Origin of the sequence: Burkholderia gladioli, assembly GCF_000959725.1 — a bacterium.
Classification (GTDB): domain Bacteria; phylum Pseudomonadota; class Gammaproteobacteria; order Burkholderiales; family Burkholderiaceae; genus Burkholderia; species Burkholderia gladioli.
Genome location: NZ_CP009323.1, coordinates 1,348,138 through 1,363,403, shown reverse-complemented (window position 1 = coordinate 1,363,403; position 15,266 = coordinate 1,348,138). Strand labels below are relative to the sequence as shown.

At 70.1% G+C, this 15,266-nt stretch carries 17 protein-coding genes; 13 read left to right on the top strand and 4 right to left on the bottom strand.

Going from position 1 to position 15,266, the window contains the following annotated elements:
• The first annotated feature begins 131 nt into the window (after window positions 1-131).
• The gene (locus BM43_RS23035; protein WP_013699660.1) at window positions 132-668 is read left to right on the top strand and encodes a winged helix DNA-binding protein; all 537 of its coding nucleotides are present in this window, start codon (window positions 132-134) and stop codon (window positions 666-668) included.
• A 33-nt stretch (window positions 669-701) separates the two neighbouring features.
• Here BM43_RS23035 and BM43_RS23030 read toward each other — a convergent pair whose 3' ends face one another.
• On the bottom strand, window positions 702-1,304 hold the full coding sequence (locus BM43_RS23030) for a 5-formyltetrahydrofolate cyclo-ligase (RefSeq protein WP_036052940.1): 603 nt from the start codon (window positions 1,302-1,304) through the stop codon (window positions 702-704).
• 20 nt (window positions 1,305-1,324) lie between these two features.
• On the opposite strand from BM43_RS23030, the gene BM43_RS23025 reads away from it, so the two are divergent.
• The 5 genes from BM43_RS23025 (at window position 1,325) to BM43_RS23005 (ending at window position 6,889) form a co-directional block, all read left to right on the top strand.
• Window positions 1,325-3,277, top strand: coding sequence for a lytic transglycosylase domain-containing protein (locus tag BM43_RS23025; protein ID WP_036048885.1), 1,953 nt, complete (start codon window positions 1,325-1,327; stop codon window positions 3,275-3,277).
• A gap of 172 nt (window positions 3,278-3,449) precedes the next feature.
• Window positions 3,450-4,409, top strand: a complete 960-nt coding sequence (locus BM43_RS23020; protein ID WP_036048887.1) for a complex I NDUFA9 subunit family protein — start codon at window positions 3,450-3,452, stop codon at window positions 4,407-4,409.
• 58 nt (window positions 4,410-4,467) lie between these two features.
• Window positions 4,468-5,100, top strand: coding sequence for a glutathione S-transferase family protein (locus BM43_RS23015; RefSeq protein WP_036052941.1), 633 nt, complete (start codon window positions 4,468-4,470; stop codon window positions 5,098-5,100).
• Window positions 5,101-5,165: 65 nt separating this feature from the next.
• Window positions 5,166-6,419, top strand: a complete 1,254-nt coding sequence (locus tag BM43_RS23010; protein WP_025101352.1) for a multifunctional CCA addition/repair protein — start codon at window positions 5,166-5,168, stop codon at window positions 6,417-6,419.
• Window positions 6,416-6,889 carry a GNAT family N-acetyltransferase gene (locus BM43_RS23005; RefSeq protein WP_036048888.1) on the top strand — a complete coding sequence of 158 codons (474 nt, stop codon included), beginning with the start codon at window positions 6,416-6,418 and terminating at the stop codon, window positions 6,887-6,889. The genes BM43_RS23010 and BM43_RS23005 overlap by 4 nt, the downstream gene beginning before the upstream one ends.
• A 90-nt stretch (window positions 6,890-6,979) precedes the next feature.
• Here the strand turns inward: BM43_RS23005 and BM43_RS23000 are convergent, their stop codons facing one another.
• The 3 genes from BM43_RS23000 to flgA all read right to left on the bottom strand — a co-directional run bounded on the left by BM43_RS23000 (window position 6,980) and on the right by flgA (window position 9,576).
• Window positions 6,980-7,420 (bottom strand): flagella synthesis protein FlgN, encoded by a 441-nt coding sequence (locus BM43_RS23000; RefSeq protein ID WP_013699655.1) that lies wholly within the window; start codon window positions 7,418-7,420, stop codon window positions 6,980-6,982.
• A 67-nt stretch (window positions 7,421-7,487) separates the two neighbouring features.
• The gene (gene flgM, locus BM43_RS22995) at window positions 7,488-7,814 is read right to left on the bottom strand and encodes a flagellar biosynthesis anti-sigma factor FlgM (protein ID WP_013699654.1); all 327 of its coding nucleotides are present in this window, start codon (window positions 7,812-7,814) and stop codon (window positions 7,488-7,490) included.
• Between the two features lie 136 nt (window positions 7,815-7,950).
• Entirely contained in the window at window positions 7,951-9,576 is a 1,626-nt protein-coding gene (gene flgA / locus BM43_RS37640) for a flagellar basal body P-ring formation chaperone FlgA (RefSeq protein WP_052710576.1), read from the bottom strand.
• 216 nt (window positions 9,577-9,792) lie between these two features.
• Between flgA and flgB the strand changes: the two genes are divergently transcribed.
• The 7 genes from flgB (at window position 9,793) to flgH (ending at window position 15,265) form a co-directional block, all read left to right on the top strand.
• Window positions 9,793-10,281 carry a flagellar basal body rod protein FlgB gene (gene flgB, locus BM43_RS22985; RefSeq protein ID WP_013699652.1) on the top strand — a complete coding sequence of 163 codons (489 nt, stop codon included), beginning with the start codon at window positions 9,793-9,795 and terminating at the stop codon, window positions 10,279-10,281.
• 97 nt (window positions 10,282-10,378) lie between these two features.
• The gene (gene flgC, locus BM43_RS22980; protein ID WP_036048889.1) at window positions 10,379-10,804 is read left to right on the top strand and encodes a flagellar basal body rod protein FlgC; all 426 of its coding nucleotides are present in this window, start codon (window positions 10,379-10,381) and stop codon (window positions 10,802-10,804) included.
• A gap of 88 nt (window positions 10,805-10,892) precedes the next feature.
• Window positions 10,893-11,672, top strand: coding sequence for a flagellar hook assembly protein FlgD (locus BM43_RS22975; RefSeq protein WP_036048890.1), 780 nt, complete (start codon window positions 10,893-10,895; stop codon window positions 11,670-11,672).
• 34 nt (window positions 11,673-11,706) lie between these two features.
• The gene (gene flgE, locus BM43_RS22970; RefSeq protein WP_036048892.1) at window positions 11,707-12,951 is read left to right on the top strand and encodes a flagellar hook protein FlgE; all 1,245 of its coding nucleotides are present in this window, start codon (window positions 11,707-11,709) and stop codon (window positions 12,949-12,951) included.
• Window positions 12,952-12,981: 30 nt separating this feature from the next.
• Window positions 12,982-13,734: a flagellar basal-body rod protein FlgF gene (gene flgF / locus BM43_RS22965; protein WP_013699648.1), complete on the top strand. Its 753-nt coding sequence runs from the start codon at window positions 12,982-12,984 to the stop codon at window positions 13,732-13,734.
• A 26-nt stretch (window positions 13,735-13,760) separates the two neighbouring features.
• Window positions 13,761-14,549 carry a flagellar basal-body rod protein FlgG gene (gene flgG / locus BM43_RS22960; RefSeq protein WP_036048894.1) on the top strand — a complete coding sequence of 263 codons (789 nt, stop codon included), beginning with the start codon at window positions 13,761-13,763 and terminating at the stop codon, window positions 14,547-14,549.
• 17 nt (window positions 14,550-14,566) lie between these two features.
• Complete coding sequence (gene flgH, locus BM43_RS22955) at window positions 14,567-15,265, top strand: flagellar basal body L-ring protein FlgH (protein ID WP_036048896.1); 699 nt, start codon at window positions 14,567-14,569, stop codon at window positions 15,263-15,265.
• Window position 15,266 lies beyond the last annotated feature (1 nt).

Genomic DNA, 15,266 nt, shown 5'->3' with positions numbered 1-15,266 from the left:
GCGGCTCACGGGCATCGATTGCTGCGGATGATACATCATCAATAATTTATCGATAAATTATCGATAAGGAGGGCGTGTTACGGCGGTAATCGCGCGCATCTGGCGTACACTGCGGCCATTCCCCGCCCTCGATGGTTCCCGCCGTGCCAGACAAAGCGCCCCGCTCGCCCGCCCAGATCGTTTCGTCCGAACATCTCGTCTCCGAGACCAGCGTCGAGCTGTCCGAACTCGAATACGGGCTGATCATGGCGAGCAATGCGTTCAATCGCTGGATGGTCCGCTGCATGGACGCGGCCGGCGCCAAGGACATGACCGCGATCGAGGTCTCGCTGCTGCACCACGTGGGCCATCGCGACCGCAAGAAGAAGCTCGCCGACATCTGTTTCGTCCTGAATATCGAGGATACGCACGTTGCCACCTACGCGCTGAAGAAGCTCGCCGCGCGCGGCTACGTGTGCGGCGAGAAGTCGGGCAAGGAGGTGCTGTTCTCGGTGACGCCGGCCGGGCGCGCGCTCTGCGAGCAGTACCGCGAGGTGCGCGAGCGCTGCCTGATCGAGACGCTCAAGGAGAGCGGGCTGACCAACCGGCAGATCGGCGAGGCCGCGCAACTGCTGCGCAATGCCTCGGGGCTCTACGACACGGCCGCGCGCGCGGCCGCTTCGCTGTAGGCGGGCAAGAAGGAAGGGAGAATGGCGGGCGGCTCAGCCGGCCGCGCCCGAGCGATAGGCGTGGCGCTCGGTGAGGATCCAGTCGAGCGGGCGGTCGTGCGATTCGCGCGGCAGCGCGTCGAGCGCCGACACTTCGTAGGCCACGCCGATCGTCACCGGCAGCGCCTCGTTCGGCCAGGCCGCCAGCGTGCGGTCGTAGTAACCGCCGCCGTAGCCGAGCCGGAAGCCCTGCTTGTCGAAGCCGACGCAGGGGATCAGCAGCAGGTCCGGCACCAGCGCCTCACCCTCGGCCGGCTCGGGGATGCGGTGATGGCCGGTGCGCATCGGCGCGTCCGGGGTCCAGCGCCGAAACGACAGCGGCGTATGGGGCTCGGCGATCACCGGCAGCGCGGCGCGGCGGCGATGGTCGTCGGCGAGCCATTCGGCGACCGTGGCGCGTGCGTCGAATTCGCCCGGCAGCGGCCAGTAGAAGCCCACCGTGAGCAGCGGATGCTTGCCGAGCAGATCGAGGATCCGGCGCGCCAGCGCGGCATTCGCGGCCGCCTCGCCGCTCGCCGCGCGACGCAGCGGCGCGAGCGTTTCGCGCAGCGCCTGCTTGCGATTGGCGACGGGGGGGCGTGCTATGCTTTCGCTCACTTCGTGCTCCATGAAAAACGATGTCAACCAGCCTCGTCCGAGTATATCGCGCGGCCGCCATGACGCTGTCGGCGGTCGTACTGGCCGCGGGCGCCGCCGCGTGTGCCGCTCAACCCGTCGACGACGTCACGTCGAACGACGATCAGGTCTTCGTCCAGCTACGCGAGGCCGCGCGCGCCAACAACCCGGCCCGCGCCGCGCAGCTCGCCGCGATGATCCCGAATTATCCGGCGCCGTCCTATCTCGAGTATTTCCAGATCAAGCCGCAGTTGTTCGACAGCTCGGGCAAGGCTCGCATCGACGCGCCCGACGCGCCGGTGCTGTCCTTCCTGCAGCGCTACGACGGCCAGGCGATCGCCGACCGCATGCGCAACGACTACCTGCTGGTGCTGGGCGCGCGTCATGACTGGCGCGGCTTCGACGAGCAGTACAAGCGCTTCGTGCTCGACGACGACACCCAGGTGAAGTGCTACTCGCTCGAGTCGCGCGCCTCGCGCGGCGAGAACGTCGCCGACATGGCGCGCCACCTGCTGGTCGAGCCGAAGAACTACGGCGATGCCTGCGTCGACCTGATCTCGGCGCTGGCGGTCAACCAGCAGTTCTCGTCCGACGACGTCTGGACCCAGGCGCGCCTGGCCTTCGAGCAGAACTACACCACCACCGCCGGCAAGATCGTCGACGTGCTCGGCCCGCGCCCGGCCGGCTTCGACCAGGCCGCCGGCGCACCGCCGCTGTTCCTCGCGCGCGGCGTCGGCAGCGATGCCGTCTCGCGCCAGCTGGCGCTGATCGCGATCACGCGCATGGCGCGCAACGATCCCGACCAGGCGGCCGGCATGATGGGCACGCTCACCCAGCTCTCCAAGTCGGAGCAGGCGATCGCCTGGGGCGAGATCGGCATGCAGGCGGCGCTCAAGCGCTCGCCGATGGCGCTGCAGTACTACAAGCAGTCCGGCGGCGCGCCCCTGTCGGTGCCCGGCTACGAATGGCGCGTGCGCGCCGCGCTGCTGGCCGGCGACTGGCCCTCGGTGCGCTGGGCCATCGACCAGATGCCCGACGAGCTGCGCGCCCAGCCGGCCTGGCTCTACTGGCATGGCCGCGCGCTGAAGCAGGCCGGCGATGCCGGCGGTGCGAACCGCGACTTCGAGCAGGTGGCGGGCCGTTTCGACTTCTACGGCCAACTGTCTGCCGAGGAACTGGGCCAGAAGACCGTGATCCCGCCGCGCACCACCGTCAGCGACGCCGAGGTCGACGCGATGAGCCAGGTGCCAGGCTTCGCGCTGGCGCGCCGGTTCTACGCGCTGAACCTGCGCCTGGAAGGCAATCGCGAATGGAACTGGCCGCTGCGCGGCATGACCGATCGCCAACTGCTGGCCGCGGCCGAATACGCCAAGCGCATCGACATGCTCGACCGCACCGTCAACACGGCCGATCGCACCACCGCGATGCACGACTTCACGCTGCGCTATCCCTCGCCGTATCGGCCGATCGTGGAGCGCTACGCGGCCACCAGCGGGCTCGATATCGAGTGGGCCTATGGCCTGATCCGACAGGAATCGCGCTTCATCACCAGCGCGCGTTCCTCGGCGGGCGCCGGCGGCCTGATGCAGCTGATGCCGGCCACCGCGCAACTGGTGGCCAAGAAGCTCGGCATGGGCGGTCTCTCGCGCGCGCAGATGCACGACATCGACACCAATATCCAGCTCGGCACCTGGTACCTGTCCGACATCTACCAGAAGTTCGACGATTCGGCGGTGCTGGCCACGGCCGGCTACAACGCCGGGCCGGGACGCCCGCGCCAGTGGCGGCAGGTGCTGACCCAGCCGGTCGAGGGCGCGATCTTCGCCGAGACCATCCCCTTCAACGAGACGCGCGACTACGTGAAGAACGTGCTGTCGAACACCACCTATTACGCGGCGCTGTTCGAGGGCAAGCCGCAGTCGCTGAAGGCGCGGCTCGGTTTCGTCTCGCCCTGAGCCGGGAGCCGGGGCCGGCCCGGGCCACCTGCCGGGTCGAGCCGGGCCTTACCTTTCGCGCGGGCCGCGGCGGGATCGCGGCCCGCGATTTGTTTCCCGCGCGCGGTCGAGGCAGGGCAGGCAGCAGCCCGATCGTCGCGGCGCGCAGTCGACAGCTGACGGAGGCTCGCCCATGGATCGCCCGCCCCTCGCCCTGATCGGCGGTACCGGCTTCATCGGTGCCCGCCTGGTCGCGAACCTGGTTCGCGACGGCCGCCCGGTGCGGATCGCCGCGCGGCGCCGCGAGCATGCCCGCCATCTCGCCACGCTGCCGGTCGAGATCGTCGAGCTGGACAGCTTCGATACCCGCAGCCTGGCGCGCTTCGTGGCCGGCGCGCAGGTGGCCGTCAACCTGGTCGGCGTCCTGCACGGCGGCCACGGCAAGCCTTACGGCGAAGGTTTCCGGCAGGCCCACGTGGCGCTGCCGGCGGCGCTGGCGGCGGCCTGCGCCGAGGCCGGCGTCCCGCAACTGGTGCAGGTCAGCGCGCTCGGTGCCGATTCGCGCGGGCCCAGCATGTACCAGCGTTCCAAGGGCGACGGCGAGGCCGCGCTGCATGCGGCGGCGGCCGCTTCCGGCGGCGCGCTGGCGGTCACGGTGCTGCGGCCCTCGGTGGTGTTCGGCCCCGGCGACGCGTTCCTGAGCACCTTCGCGCGGCTGCAGCGCAGCTTGCCGGTGCTGCCGCTGGCGATGCCCGACGCGCAATTCCAGCCGATCTACGTCGGCGACGTCGCGCAGGCGCTGAGCCGCGTCAGCGGGCTGCGCGAGGCGTATGGCAAGACCTACGAGCTGGGCGGCCCGAAGGTCTACACGCTCGAGCAACTGGTGCGCTACTGCGGCGTACTGGTCGGGCACGAGGCACGCATCCTGCGCCTGCCCGACGCGCTGGCGCGGTGGCAGGCGCGCCTGTTCGAGTGCCTGCCCGGCGAGCCGGTGATGACGCGCGACAACCTCGATTCGATGCGCGTGCCCAACCTGGCGAGCGGGCCGCTCGCGCCCGAGCTGGGGATCCGGCCGGCCAGCATCGAGAGCGTGGCGCCGTCCTACCTCGGCGCCGGCGGCACGCGCCACGATGCCTGGCGCGCGCGTCGCTGAGCGCGGCAGGGCATCGCCCCCGATTCACTTATTTTTGATGAAGCAGCAAGGTTCGAGCATGCAATTGATCATTGGCGACAAGAGCTATTCCTCGTGGTCGATGCGGCCCTGGGTGCTGATGCGGCACTTCGGGATCCCCTTCGACGAGACGCTGATCGAGCTGCGCACGCCCGAGACGAGCGCGCGGATCCGCGCGGTATCGCCCTCGGGCAAGGTGCCCTGCCTGATCGACGACGACGGCCTGGCGATCTGGGATTCGCTGGCGATCGCCGAGACCCTGGCCGAGCGTCATCCGGCGCTGGCCATGTGGCCGGCCGAGCCGGCCGCGCGGGCCCGCGCGCGCAGCGTGTCGGCCGAGATGCATGCCGGCTTCGTCGCGCTGCGCGCCGAGATGCCGCTCGATATCCGCGCCACCCTGCCGGGCCGCGAGGCCTCGCCGGCGGCGCTGGCCGACGTGGCGCGCATCGACGCGCTGTGGCGCGACTGCCTCGCTGCCTCGGGCGGGCCGTTCCTGTTCGGTGCCTTCGGCATCGCCGACGCGATGTACGCGCCGGTGGTGATGCGCTTCGTCACCTATGCGCCGCCGCTATCCGAGGTCGCGGCGGCTTATGTGGCGCGCATGCTCGCGGTGCCGGCGGTGGCGGCCTGGGCCGACGAGGCGCGTCACGAGACGCGCGTGTTCGATCACTGAGCGACGATGGACCAGGGAATGCGGCGGCGGCCCGGCGCCGCGCGCCGCGGCAAGGAGGTGAGGTCATGAAGATCTACGCAGTCGGCGGCGCGATTCGCGACGAACTGCTCGGCGTGCCGGTCCAGGATCGCGACTACGTGGTGGTCGGCGCGACGCCCGAGCAGTTGGCGGCCCAGGGCTATCGCCCGGTCGGCAAGGATTTCCCGGTGTTCCTGCATCCGCGCACCCACGAGGAATACGCGCTGGCGCGCACCGAGCGCAAGACCGCGGCCGGTTATCACGGCTTCCAGTTCTATTTCGCGCCCGACGTCACGCTCGAGGAGGACCTGGCGCGCCGCGACCTGAGCATCAACGCGATGGCGCGCGAGTTGAGCCCCGACGGCAGCCTGGTCGGCCCGGTGGTGGATCCGTTCGACGGCCGCGCCGACCTGGCCGCGAAGCGCTTTCGCCACGTCGGCCCGGCCTTCGTCGAGGATCCGGTGCGGATCCTGCGGATCGCGCGCTTCGCGGCCCGTTTCGCCGATTTCACGGTCGCGCCCGAGACGCTCGCGCTGATGCGCGAGATGGTGACGGCCGGCGAGGTCGACGCGCTGGTGCCCGAGCGGGTCTGGCAGGAGCTCTCGCGCGGGCTGATGGAGGCGAAACCCTCGCGGATGTTCGAGGTGCTGCGCGAATGCGGGGCGCTGGCGCGCATCCTGCCCGAGGTCGACGCGCTGTTCGGCGTGCCGCAGCGCGCCGACTACCACCCCGAGGTGGATACCGGCGTGCACGTGATGATGGTGGTCGACTACGCGGCGCGGCACGGCTACACGCTGCCGGTGCGCTTCGCCGCGCTGACCCACGATCTCGGCAAGGCCACCACGCCCGAGCACGTGCTGCCGCGCCATATCGGCCATGAAGGCCGCAGCGTCGATCTGCTCAAGCCCTTGAGCGAGCGCCTGCGCGTGCCGAACGAATGCCGCGACCTGGCCCTGCTGGTGGCGCGCGAGCACGGCAACCTGCACCAGGTGATGAAGATGGGCGCGGCCGCGCTGGTGCGCTTCCTGGAACGCGCCGACGCGCTGCGCAAGCCCGGCCGCTTCGCCGAGATGCTGCAGGCCTGCGAATCGGATGCGCGCGGGCGGCTCGGGCTGGAGGCGCAGCCCTATCCGCAGGCCGAGCGCCTGCGGCGCGCGCTGCTGGCCGCGCGCTCGGTGGATGCCGGCCAGGTGGCGGCCGGGCTGCGCGGCAATCCGGAAGGAATCCGCGAGGCGGTGCATCGGGCGCGGATCGCGGCGGTGGCGGCCGAGCTCTCGATCGACGCCGACGCGGGCGAATGAGCGGCGCGCCGGCGGTGGCGATCCGCGCGGCGCGGCCGGCCGATGCGCCGGCCGTCTCGGCGCTGCTGCGCCAGCTCGGTTACGAGGCCGGGCCGGCCCAGGTCCAGGGCCGGCTCGAGGCGCTGGCCGGCAGCGCGGCCGACACGGTGCTGGTGGCGGCGGTCGGCAGCGAGATCGCCGGCTGCATCAGCCTGCACGCCCTGCCGCTGTTTCATGCCGAGGGGCGACTGGGCCGCATCACGAGCCTGGTGGTCGACCAGGGCCGGCGCTCGCGCGGCATCGGTGGCGCGCTGATGGCCGCCGCCGCGGCCTGGTTCGAGGCCGCCGGCTGCGTGAAGACCGAGGTGACGAGCGGCGACCACCGCGCCGATGCGCATCGCTTTTATGCGCGCCATGGTTACGCGCGGGATGGGCAGCGGCTGTCGCGGCGCGGCCCATTCGACCTGGTCGCGACTGAGCCGCGCGCCTGACCGGCGCACTTCATCGAGATTCAAGCGGGGAAAAAACGAAACCGTCACCCGCGGCCGATGCCGCGCGTGACGGTTCTGGGGGAAGCGATCTCAGCGCGCCGCGCCCGACACGCGCCCGTCCGGGCCGTACAGGCCGGCGCGCGCCGGCTGGGCGCGCAGCACCTGCAGGGTGCGCTCGTTGTAGTCCATGCGGATGCGGATCAGCATGCCGTTGTTGAGGTTGGCGTGGCGCACGCGCTCGGTGGCCTCGCGCAGCAGCTTCCAGCGGCTCGCGACGCTCGGGTCGCGCTCCGAGGCGGCGTCGATGCCGACGCGGCCGGCCGGGTAGCCGAGCGCGGCGAGCTGCACGTCGCGCTGCTTCTCGAGCGTGGCCAGGCGCTCGACCAGCTGGGTCTTGCGCTCGATGATGTCGGGCAGCGTATCGGCCGGCGAGGCCGCCGTCAGCGCCTGTTGCTCGTAGGCGAGCAGGGAGGCGAAGGCTTCCACCGTCGCGTGCTCGTCGTTGATCGTCGCCAGCAGTGCTTCTTTCATTGCGTCTCGCTCAAAACGCCGGCGCGCGGACCATCCGCGTGCCGATTGCGGTCGCCCCCCGCCGCCCTCAGCCGAGCTTGACCGGCGTCTGCACCAGCTCGCGAGCCGTCTGCAGGATGCCGTCCGCGATCTTGCCGGTGTCGATCGAGAGCGAGCCGTTGCGGATCGCATCGCGGATCGACGCCACCTTCGCGGTGTCGATATCGGCCGAGCCCGACGAGGCCAGCGATTGCAGGTTCGTCGACACGGAGGACAGGTTCACGTTCGCATCGCCGCCGGTGGCGGGCGCGGCGTCGGCCACCGGCGCCGCGGGGGCGGCGGCCTGGCTGCGCGACGAAGCGGCGTCGGAGGACGCCGGGCGGACGTTCGTGGCGGGGGTGGAATCGATTTTCACGATGGGCTTCCTGAACGATTTGAGCGAGATAACGGCAGGACGGAGCCGAACTTTAGCGCTCGATCTTCAGTAAATGCTTTCAGAAACAAAAGTTTGCACTCTTTTGCAGTCTTACTGGCCGCGCTGGCGGCGCCCATCATAACGGAATCTCGACCGTTCCCGAATCCTTCACCACCGCCGTGACGATCTGGCCCGCCGCGAGGCGCACCCGCACCTGCTGGCCCGGCCCCGCGTTGTTCATCACGCTGCCTTCCGACGAAATCGTGAAACCCTTGCCGGCCGCCACCACGCGCACGGTCTGGCCGATCGTCACCGACGAGGCGCTGCGCAGCATGTCCTGGCGCAGCGGCAGGCCGGCCGCCACGCGCACCAGCGAGGTGCCGCCGACTGCCTGGCCGGGGTCGGTGATGATCGCCAGCGGCAGCTGGGTCAGGTCGCCGTCGTGGGCGACCAGGTCGGCGGCCGTCAGCACCTCGCCGGGCGACAGCGCGCGAGCCGCCACGTAATAGGTGCCCTGCACCGAGATCTTCGACTGCAGGTAGAGCGTCCAGGGTTTCGCGCCGGCGCAGCGCACGCCCACCGTGGTGCGGCCCCAGAGCCGCGCGCCGGTTGGCAGGAAGGGCTCGAGCCCGGTGCAGGCGGCCAGCCCGCGCGGGAAGGCCGGCGCCACCGTGACGATCGCCTTGCCCGGCAGGCCGGCGGTCTGCTGGCGCAGGAAGGCCAGCGCGGCCTGGCGGATCGCTTCCGGATCCTGCTGGCCCTCGGGTACCGGCGGCGCGGCCTGGGCCTGGGCGGGCGCGGCGCCGGTTGCGGCGGCAGCGGTGTCGCCGGCGGGCGGCAGGGCGGCGCGCGTCGAGACGCGCAGGATGCCGGCTACCGGCTGGCGCAGGGTGGCCACCGCGGCCGGCCCGGCCGGATGCGGCGGCGCCACGTCCTGGGCGACCACCGGCGCGACCTGCTGGGCGCGCGCGGCGGGCGACGGGGCGAAGGCGGCGCGCAGCGAGGCGCCGGCCTGGGCGGGCACGGCAGCCGCGCCGCCGGGCGCGCGATAGACGGCGGATCGATAAGCGGCAGGCGCCGCGGCGGCCGGGCCGGCCGGCGCCGCCTGCGCGGCGCGGCGGGCGGCGGCGATGCCGGCCGCGTAACCGGCGGCGTAGTCGGCGGCATAGGTCGCCGCGTCCTGGGACGGTTGCGCGGCGCCGGGACGAGCGGGGCTGTTGGCGGGCTGGGCGCCGGGGTTCGCGCGACGGCTCGGATACAGCGGCGGCTCGGGCCGGTTCGCGTCGGGATCGGCCGAGGCGGCCGCGCGCATCGCGGCCTCGCCGCCCGACAGGACCTCGACGGCCCGCGTGCCGACCATGCCGCCCGGATTCGGATTCTGGTTCGCGCCGGCCGCCATGGCGGGCCGCGGCGCGGTGCCGGGCGCGCTGCCGGTCAGCACGATGTCGTTGGCCGAGGTGGCGCCGTTCGCGACGGCGCTGCCGCCGCCGTAGGCGCCGCGCAGCTCGGCGGCGCTGTAGCTGTTGAGACTGGTCGAGCCACGCGGGGCGGGGGTGTTGACGCCATGCGCGTTCGCGTTGGCGAGCGCCGTCTCGGCCGATTCGCCGCGCCCGGGGATCACGATCATGCCGTCGGCGCCGGCGCTCTGCGCCAGTGCCGCGGCCGGCAGCAGCGCGGCCAGGGCCAGCGCCAGCAGCGCGCGGCGGCCGAGCGCACGCGCCGCCTTGCCGGATCCGCTCACCGGGCCTGCGTCCGTCGCCATCGCCGCCTCCTCGAAAAACCGTTGGTACGGCATCGCATTCTAGGGAGGCGCCACCCCGGACAAACGATGAATAGAGGGGGGCTTTGCCGGTTATTCGTCCGATTGCCGCTTGCCTTGCGCGCCTACGATGGCTGTCATCGAAAAGCGTCCCTGCGCCCGCCGCCTTCCTCGCGCGGGTCCGGGGCGCGGCACCGCTTTGAGCTGGAGGACCGCACGATGCTGGACAAACTCGACGCCGAATTCGCATTCGGCCGCCAGGCGCTCGACGTTCGCGCGTACCGGCAGGAACTGCTGTCGTCGAACATCGCCAATGCCGACACGCCGGGCTACCAGGCCCGCGACGTCGACTTCGGCGCGACGCTCGGCCGTGCCCTCAAGCAGCAGGCCGGCCAGGCCACCACCGACAACGCCACCCGCCTGCCGCTGGCGCAGCCGGCCGGCGTGACCAGCGGCATGACCCTGGTGTCGACCGCGCCCGGCCACATGAGCGGCGACACGCGCCTGGCGGCCACCGGCGGGCCGGTCGAGGACTATGGCCGCGCCGCCTACCGGATCCCGAGCCAGCCCTCGCTGGACGGCAACACGGTCGACCTCGATGCCGAGCGCGTGCAGTTCGCCGACAACACGGTCCACTTCGAGACCGGCATGACGCTGGTGAGCGGCCAGATCAAGGCGATGCTGGCCGCGATCCAGTCGGGCAGCTGAGCCGGCCGCCCGAGCCGAGCCCGATGTCATCGTCCCGTCATCCGCCGCGCCGCTGCGCCGAGCACGACGCAAACCCAGCCGTACCCGAGGAGCCCACATGCCTTCGCTGATGAACATCTTCGACGTCGCCGGATCGGCGATGTCCGCCGAATCCCAGCGCCTGAACGTCACGGCGTCGAACCTGGCCAACGCGGACAGCGTGACGGGCCCGGACGGCAAGCCCTACCGCGCCAAGCAGGTGGTGTTCGAGACCCAGCCGATCGGCAACGCGCGCACCCGCTCGGGGCAGGGCGTGGGCGGGGTGCAGGTCAAGCAGGTGATCGACGATCCCTCGCCGATGAAGACCAACTACGACCCGTCTAACCCGGCGGCCGACGCGAACGGCTACGTGACCATGCCGAACGTCGATCCGGTGCAGGAGATGGTCAACATGATCTCGGCCTCGCGCTCGTACCAGGCCAACGTCGAGACCCTGAACACCGCCAAACAGCTGATGCTCAAGACGCTGACGATCGGCTCCTGAAGCCGGGCGCCGCCCTCGACACCGACCGCAAGACTTCCCAACCCGAACCAGCGTATCCGCGAGCGACCTCGCGAAAGGCAACCCGGAGATGAGCTCCTCCAGCACGATCGGCGGCAACGGCACCACGGTGAACAACACGCCGACCGACACCATGAACGCCAACAGCAGCAACACGTCGGCGGCGGACCTGCAGCAGACCTTCCTGACCCTGCTCGTCACGCAGTTGCAGAACCAGGATCCGACCAGCCCGGTCGACAGCTCGCAGATGACCTCGCAGCTCGCGCAGATCAACACCGTGAGCGGCATCGCCCAGCTCAACTCGTCGCTGACCTCGCTGTCCTCGCAGATCACGGCGGGCCAGCAGACCCAGGCGGCGATGCTGGTCGGCTCGAACGTGCTGGCCCCGGGCAATACGCTGAGCCTTTCCGGCGGCGCGACCACCGCGTTCGGCGTGCAGCTCAGCACGGCCGCCTCGAACCTGACCATCACCGTCACCAACTCGGCCGGCCAGGTGGTCAACACCATCAACGAGGGCGCGCAGCAGGCCGGCACGGTGCCGTTCACCTGGACGCCGACCGACAGCACCGGCGCCAAGCTGCCGGATGGCAACTACACCATCAAGGCGACCTACACCGATTCCAGCGGCAACACCGCCAGCGCCACCACCATGACGGTCGCGCAGGTGCAGGGCGTGATCCGCCAGGCCGACGGCACGCCGGGCCTGGCGCTGTCCAACGGCACCACGGTCGGCCTGTCGGCGATCGGCGCGATCTTCCCGTCGGCCTCGGCCTCGAACGGCTCGGGCTCCGGTTCGGGTTCCGGCTCGGGCTCGGATTCGTCGAACAACAACTCGAATTCCTCTTCCTGACTATTGACCCGGCCACGCGCCGACGGAGACCAACATGGGTTACCAACAGGGCTTGAGCGGTTTGCAGGGCGCGTCGAACGACCTCGACGTGATCGGCAACAACATCGCGAACGCGAACACCACCGGCTTCAAGGCCGCCACCGCGCAGTTCACGGACATGTACGCGAACTCGGTGTCGTCCGCGGTCGCCAACGGCATCGGCATCGGCACCCAGCTCGCGGCGGTCGCGCAGGTGTTCCAGCAGGGCGGTTTCACCACCACCCAGAACCCGCTGAACATGGCGATCAACGGCAACGGCTTCTTCCAGGTGACCAACAACGGCGTGACCACCTACACGCGTGACGGTACCTTCAACGCCGACAAGAACGGCAACATCGTCAACGCGGCCGGCGCGCAGCTGATGGGCTATGCCGTGAACGCCAACGGCGTGATCAACACCGGCGCGCTGGTGCCGCTCACCGCGCCGCAGGGCAACATCGCGCCGAAGGCGACCAGCTCGATCACCGGCCAGTTCAACCTGAGCACCTCGGACACGTCGCAGTCGAGCACCGCGGCCTTCAATCCGAACGACCCGACCACCTACACGCTGCACCAGTCGGTGCCGGCCTTCGATTCGCTGGGCAACAGCGAGAACGTCGACCTCTACTTCGTGAAGTCGACCACCACCGGCAGCTGGGAAGTGTGGGCCGGCGCCAACGGCGCGGCGCCGCAGGACATGGGCACCGCCAAGTTCGACAGCTCGGGCAAGCTGATCGGCACGGTGGGCACCGACGGCAACCCGACCGCGGTGACCAACACCTTCGCGCTGGCGGTCAACAACACCAACGGCGCCACCGCCCAGACCATCAACATCAACCTGAGCGGCTCGACCCAGTTCGGCGCGTCCAAGAGCGGCGTGGCGAACCTGAACGCGGACGGCTACCCGACCGGCACGCTGAACTCGTATTCGGTCGGCGCGGACGGCACCATCCAGGGCATCTACTCGAACAACCAGACCCTGACGCTGGGCCAGGTGGTGGTGGTCAACTTCAACAACCCGCAAGGGCTGACCAGCATCGGTGGCAACCAGTACATCCAGACCAGCGCCTCGGGCGTGCCCCAGGTCGGCGTGCCGGGCAGCACCAACCACGGCACCCTGAAGGGCAGCACCACGGAAGCCTCGACCACCGACCTGACCGGCGAGCTGGTGAACCTGATCACGGCGCAGCGCGACTACCAGGCCAATGCGCAGACCATCAAGACGCAGCAGGCCGTCGACCAGACGCTGATCAACCTCTAAGGCGCGGCGCGCGAGAACTGACGGATCACCATGGACCGACTGATCTATACGGCGATGACGGGCGCGGGCCAGGCCCTCGAGCAGCAGAGCGTGATCGCGAACAATCTCGCGAACGCCTCGACCACCGGTTTTCGCGCGCAACTCGCGACCTACCGGGCCGTGCCGATGAACTTCGGCGAGGCCAGCAACCCGACCACCACCCGCACCTTCGTGCTCGACTCGACGCCGGGCGCCGACTACACGCCGGGGCCGATCACCCGCACCGGCAATCCGCTCGACGTGGCGGTGCAGGGCCCGGGCTGGCTGTCGGTGCTCGCGCCGGACGGCAGCGAGGCCTACACGCGCGCCGGCAACCTGCACGTGGACGAGAACGGCCAGTTGGTGAACGCCTCGAACCTGCCGGTGGTGGGCGGCGGCGGCCCGATCGCGATCCCGCCCAATGCCAAGGTGACGATCGGCCCGGACGGCACGGTCTCGGTGCTGGCCGCGGGCGACCCGCCCTCGGCGATCGCCATGATCGACCAGCTCAAGCTGGTCAATCCCGATCCGTCCACCATCACGCGCGGCGACGACGGCCTGTTCCGCACCACCGACGGCAACCCGGCCGATGCCGACCCGAACGTGACGGTGGCGGCCGAGTCGCTCGAGGGCAGCAATGTGAATCCGGTCGCCGCGATGGTGTCGATGCTGGACAACGCACGCGCGTTCCAGCTCCACACCAAGCTGATCTCGACCGCCGACCAGAACGAACAGACGGCCAACCAGATCCTCAGCTTCAGCTGAGCGGCGCGCCCCCCAGGAGAACTACCGTGAATCGATCCCTCTACATCGCCGCCACCGGCATGAATGCGCAGCAGGCGCAGATGGACGTGATCTCGAACAACCTCGCCAACGTGAGCACCAACGGCTTCAAGGGCTCGCGCGCGGTGTTCGAGGATCTGCTGTACCAGACCGTGCGCCAGCCCGGCGCGAACTCGACCCAGCAGACCGAGCTGCCCTCGGGCCTGCAACTGGGTACCGGCGTGCAGCAGGTGGCCACCGAGCGACTCTACACGCAGGGCGCGCTGACCCAGACCGGCAACTCGCTGGACGTGGCGGTCAACGGTTCGGGTTTCTTCCAGGTACTGATGCCGGACGGCACCACCGCCTATACGCGCGACGGCTCGTTCCAGAAGAACAACCAGGGCCAACTCGTCACCTCGAGCGGTTACCAGGTGCTGCCGGCCATCACCGTCCCGACCAACGCGACATCGCTGACGATCGGCGACGACGGCGTGGTCACGGTGGTCCAGCCGGGTTCGGGCAACGCGGTACAAATCGGCGCGATGCAGGTCGCTACCTTCGTCAACCCGGAAGGCCTGCAGGCGCTCGGCCAGAACCTGTTCGCCGAAACCACCTCGTCTGGCGTGCCCAACGTCACCACGCCGGGCCTGAACGGCGCCGGTAAGCTGAACCAGGGTTACGTGGAGGCCTCGAACGTGAACGTGGTGCAGGAGCTGGTCAACATGATCCAGACCCAGCGCGCGTACGAGATCAACAGCAAGGCCGTGACCACCTCCGACCAGATGCTGCAGACCGTCACGCAGATGAAGAGCTAAGGGCAGGGCAGGTCGTCATGAAGCAGGTTCGTCCTTTCCGGGTGGTGCCCGGGCTTGTCTCCCGGGCCGCGGCGCTGGCGCTGGCGGCGGCATTCGCCGGCTGCGCGCAGATCCCGCACCAGCCGATCACCCAGCAGCCGATGACGGCGGTGCCGCCGGTGCCGCCGCAGATGCAGGCGCCGGGCTCGATCTACAACCCGGGCTACGCGGGCCGGCCGCTGTTCGAGGACCAGCGTCCGCGCAACATCGGCGACATCCTGACGATCATGATCGCGGAGAACGTCAACGCCACCAAGACGTCCGGTGCGAACGCGAACCGCGGCGGCTCGACCGATTTCAACGTGCCGACCGCCGGCTTCCTCGGCGGCCTGTTCAACAAGGCGAACCTGTCGGCCAGCGGCAGCAACAAGTTCACCGCCACCGGCGGGGCGACCGCCGCCAACACCTTCAGCGGCACCATCACGGTGACCGTCACCAACGTGCTGCCCAACGGCAACCTGATGGTGAGCGGCGAGAAACAGATGCTGATCAACCAGGGCAACGAGTTCGTGCGCTTCTCGGGCGTGGTCAATCCCAACTCGATCTCCGGCGCCAACTCGGTCTACTCGACCCAGGTGGCCGACGCGCGCATCGAGTACTCGGCCAAGGGCTACATCAACGAGGCCGAGACCATGGGCTGGCTGCAACGCTTCTTCCTCAACGTCGCGCCGTGGTGAG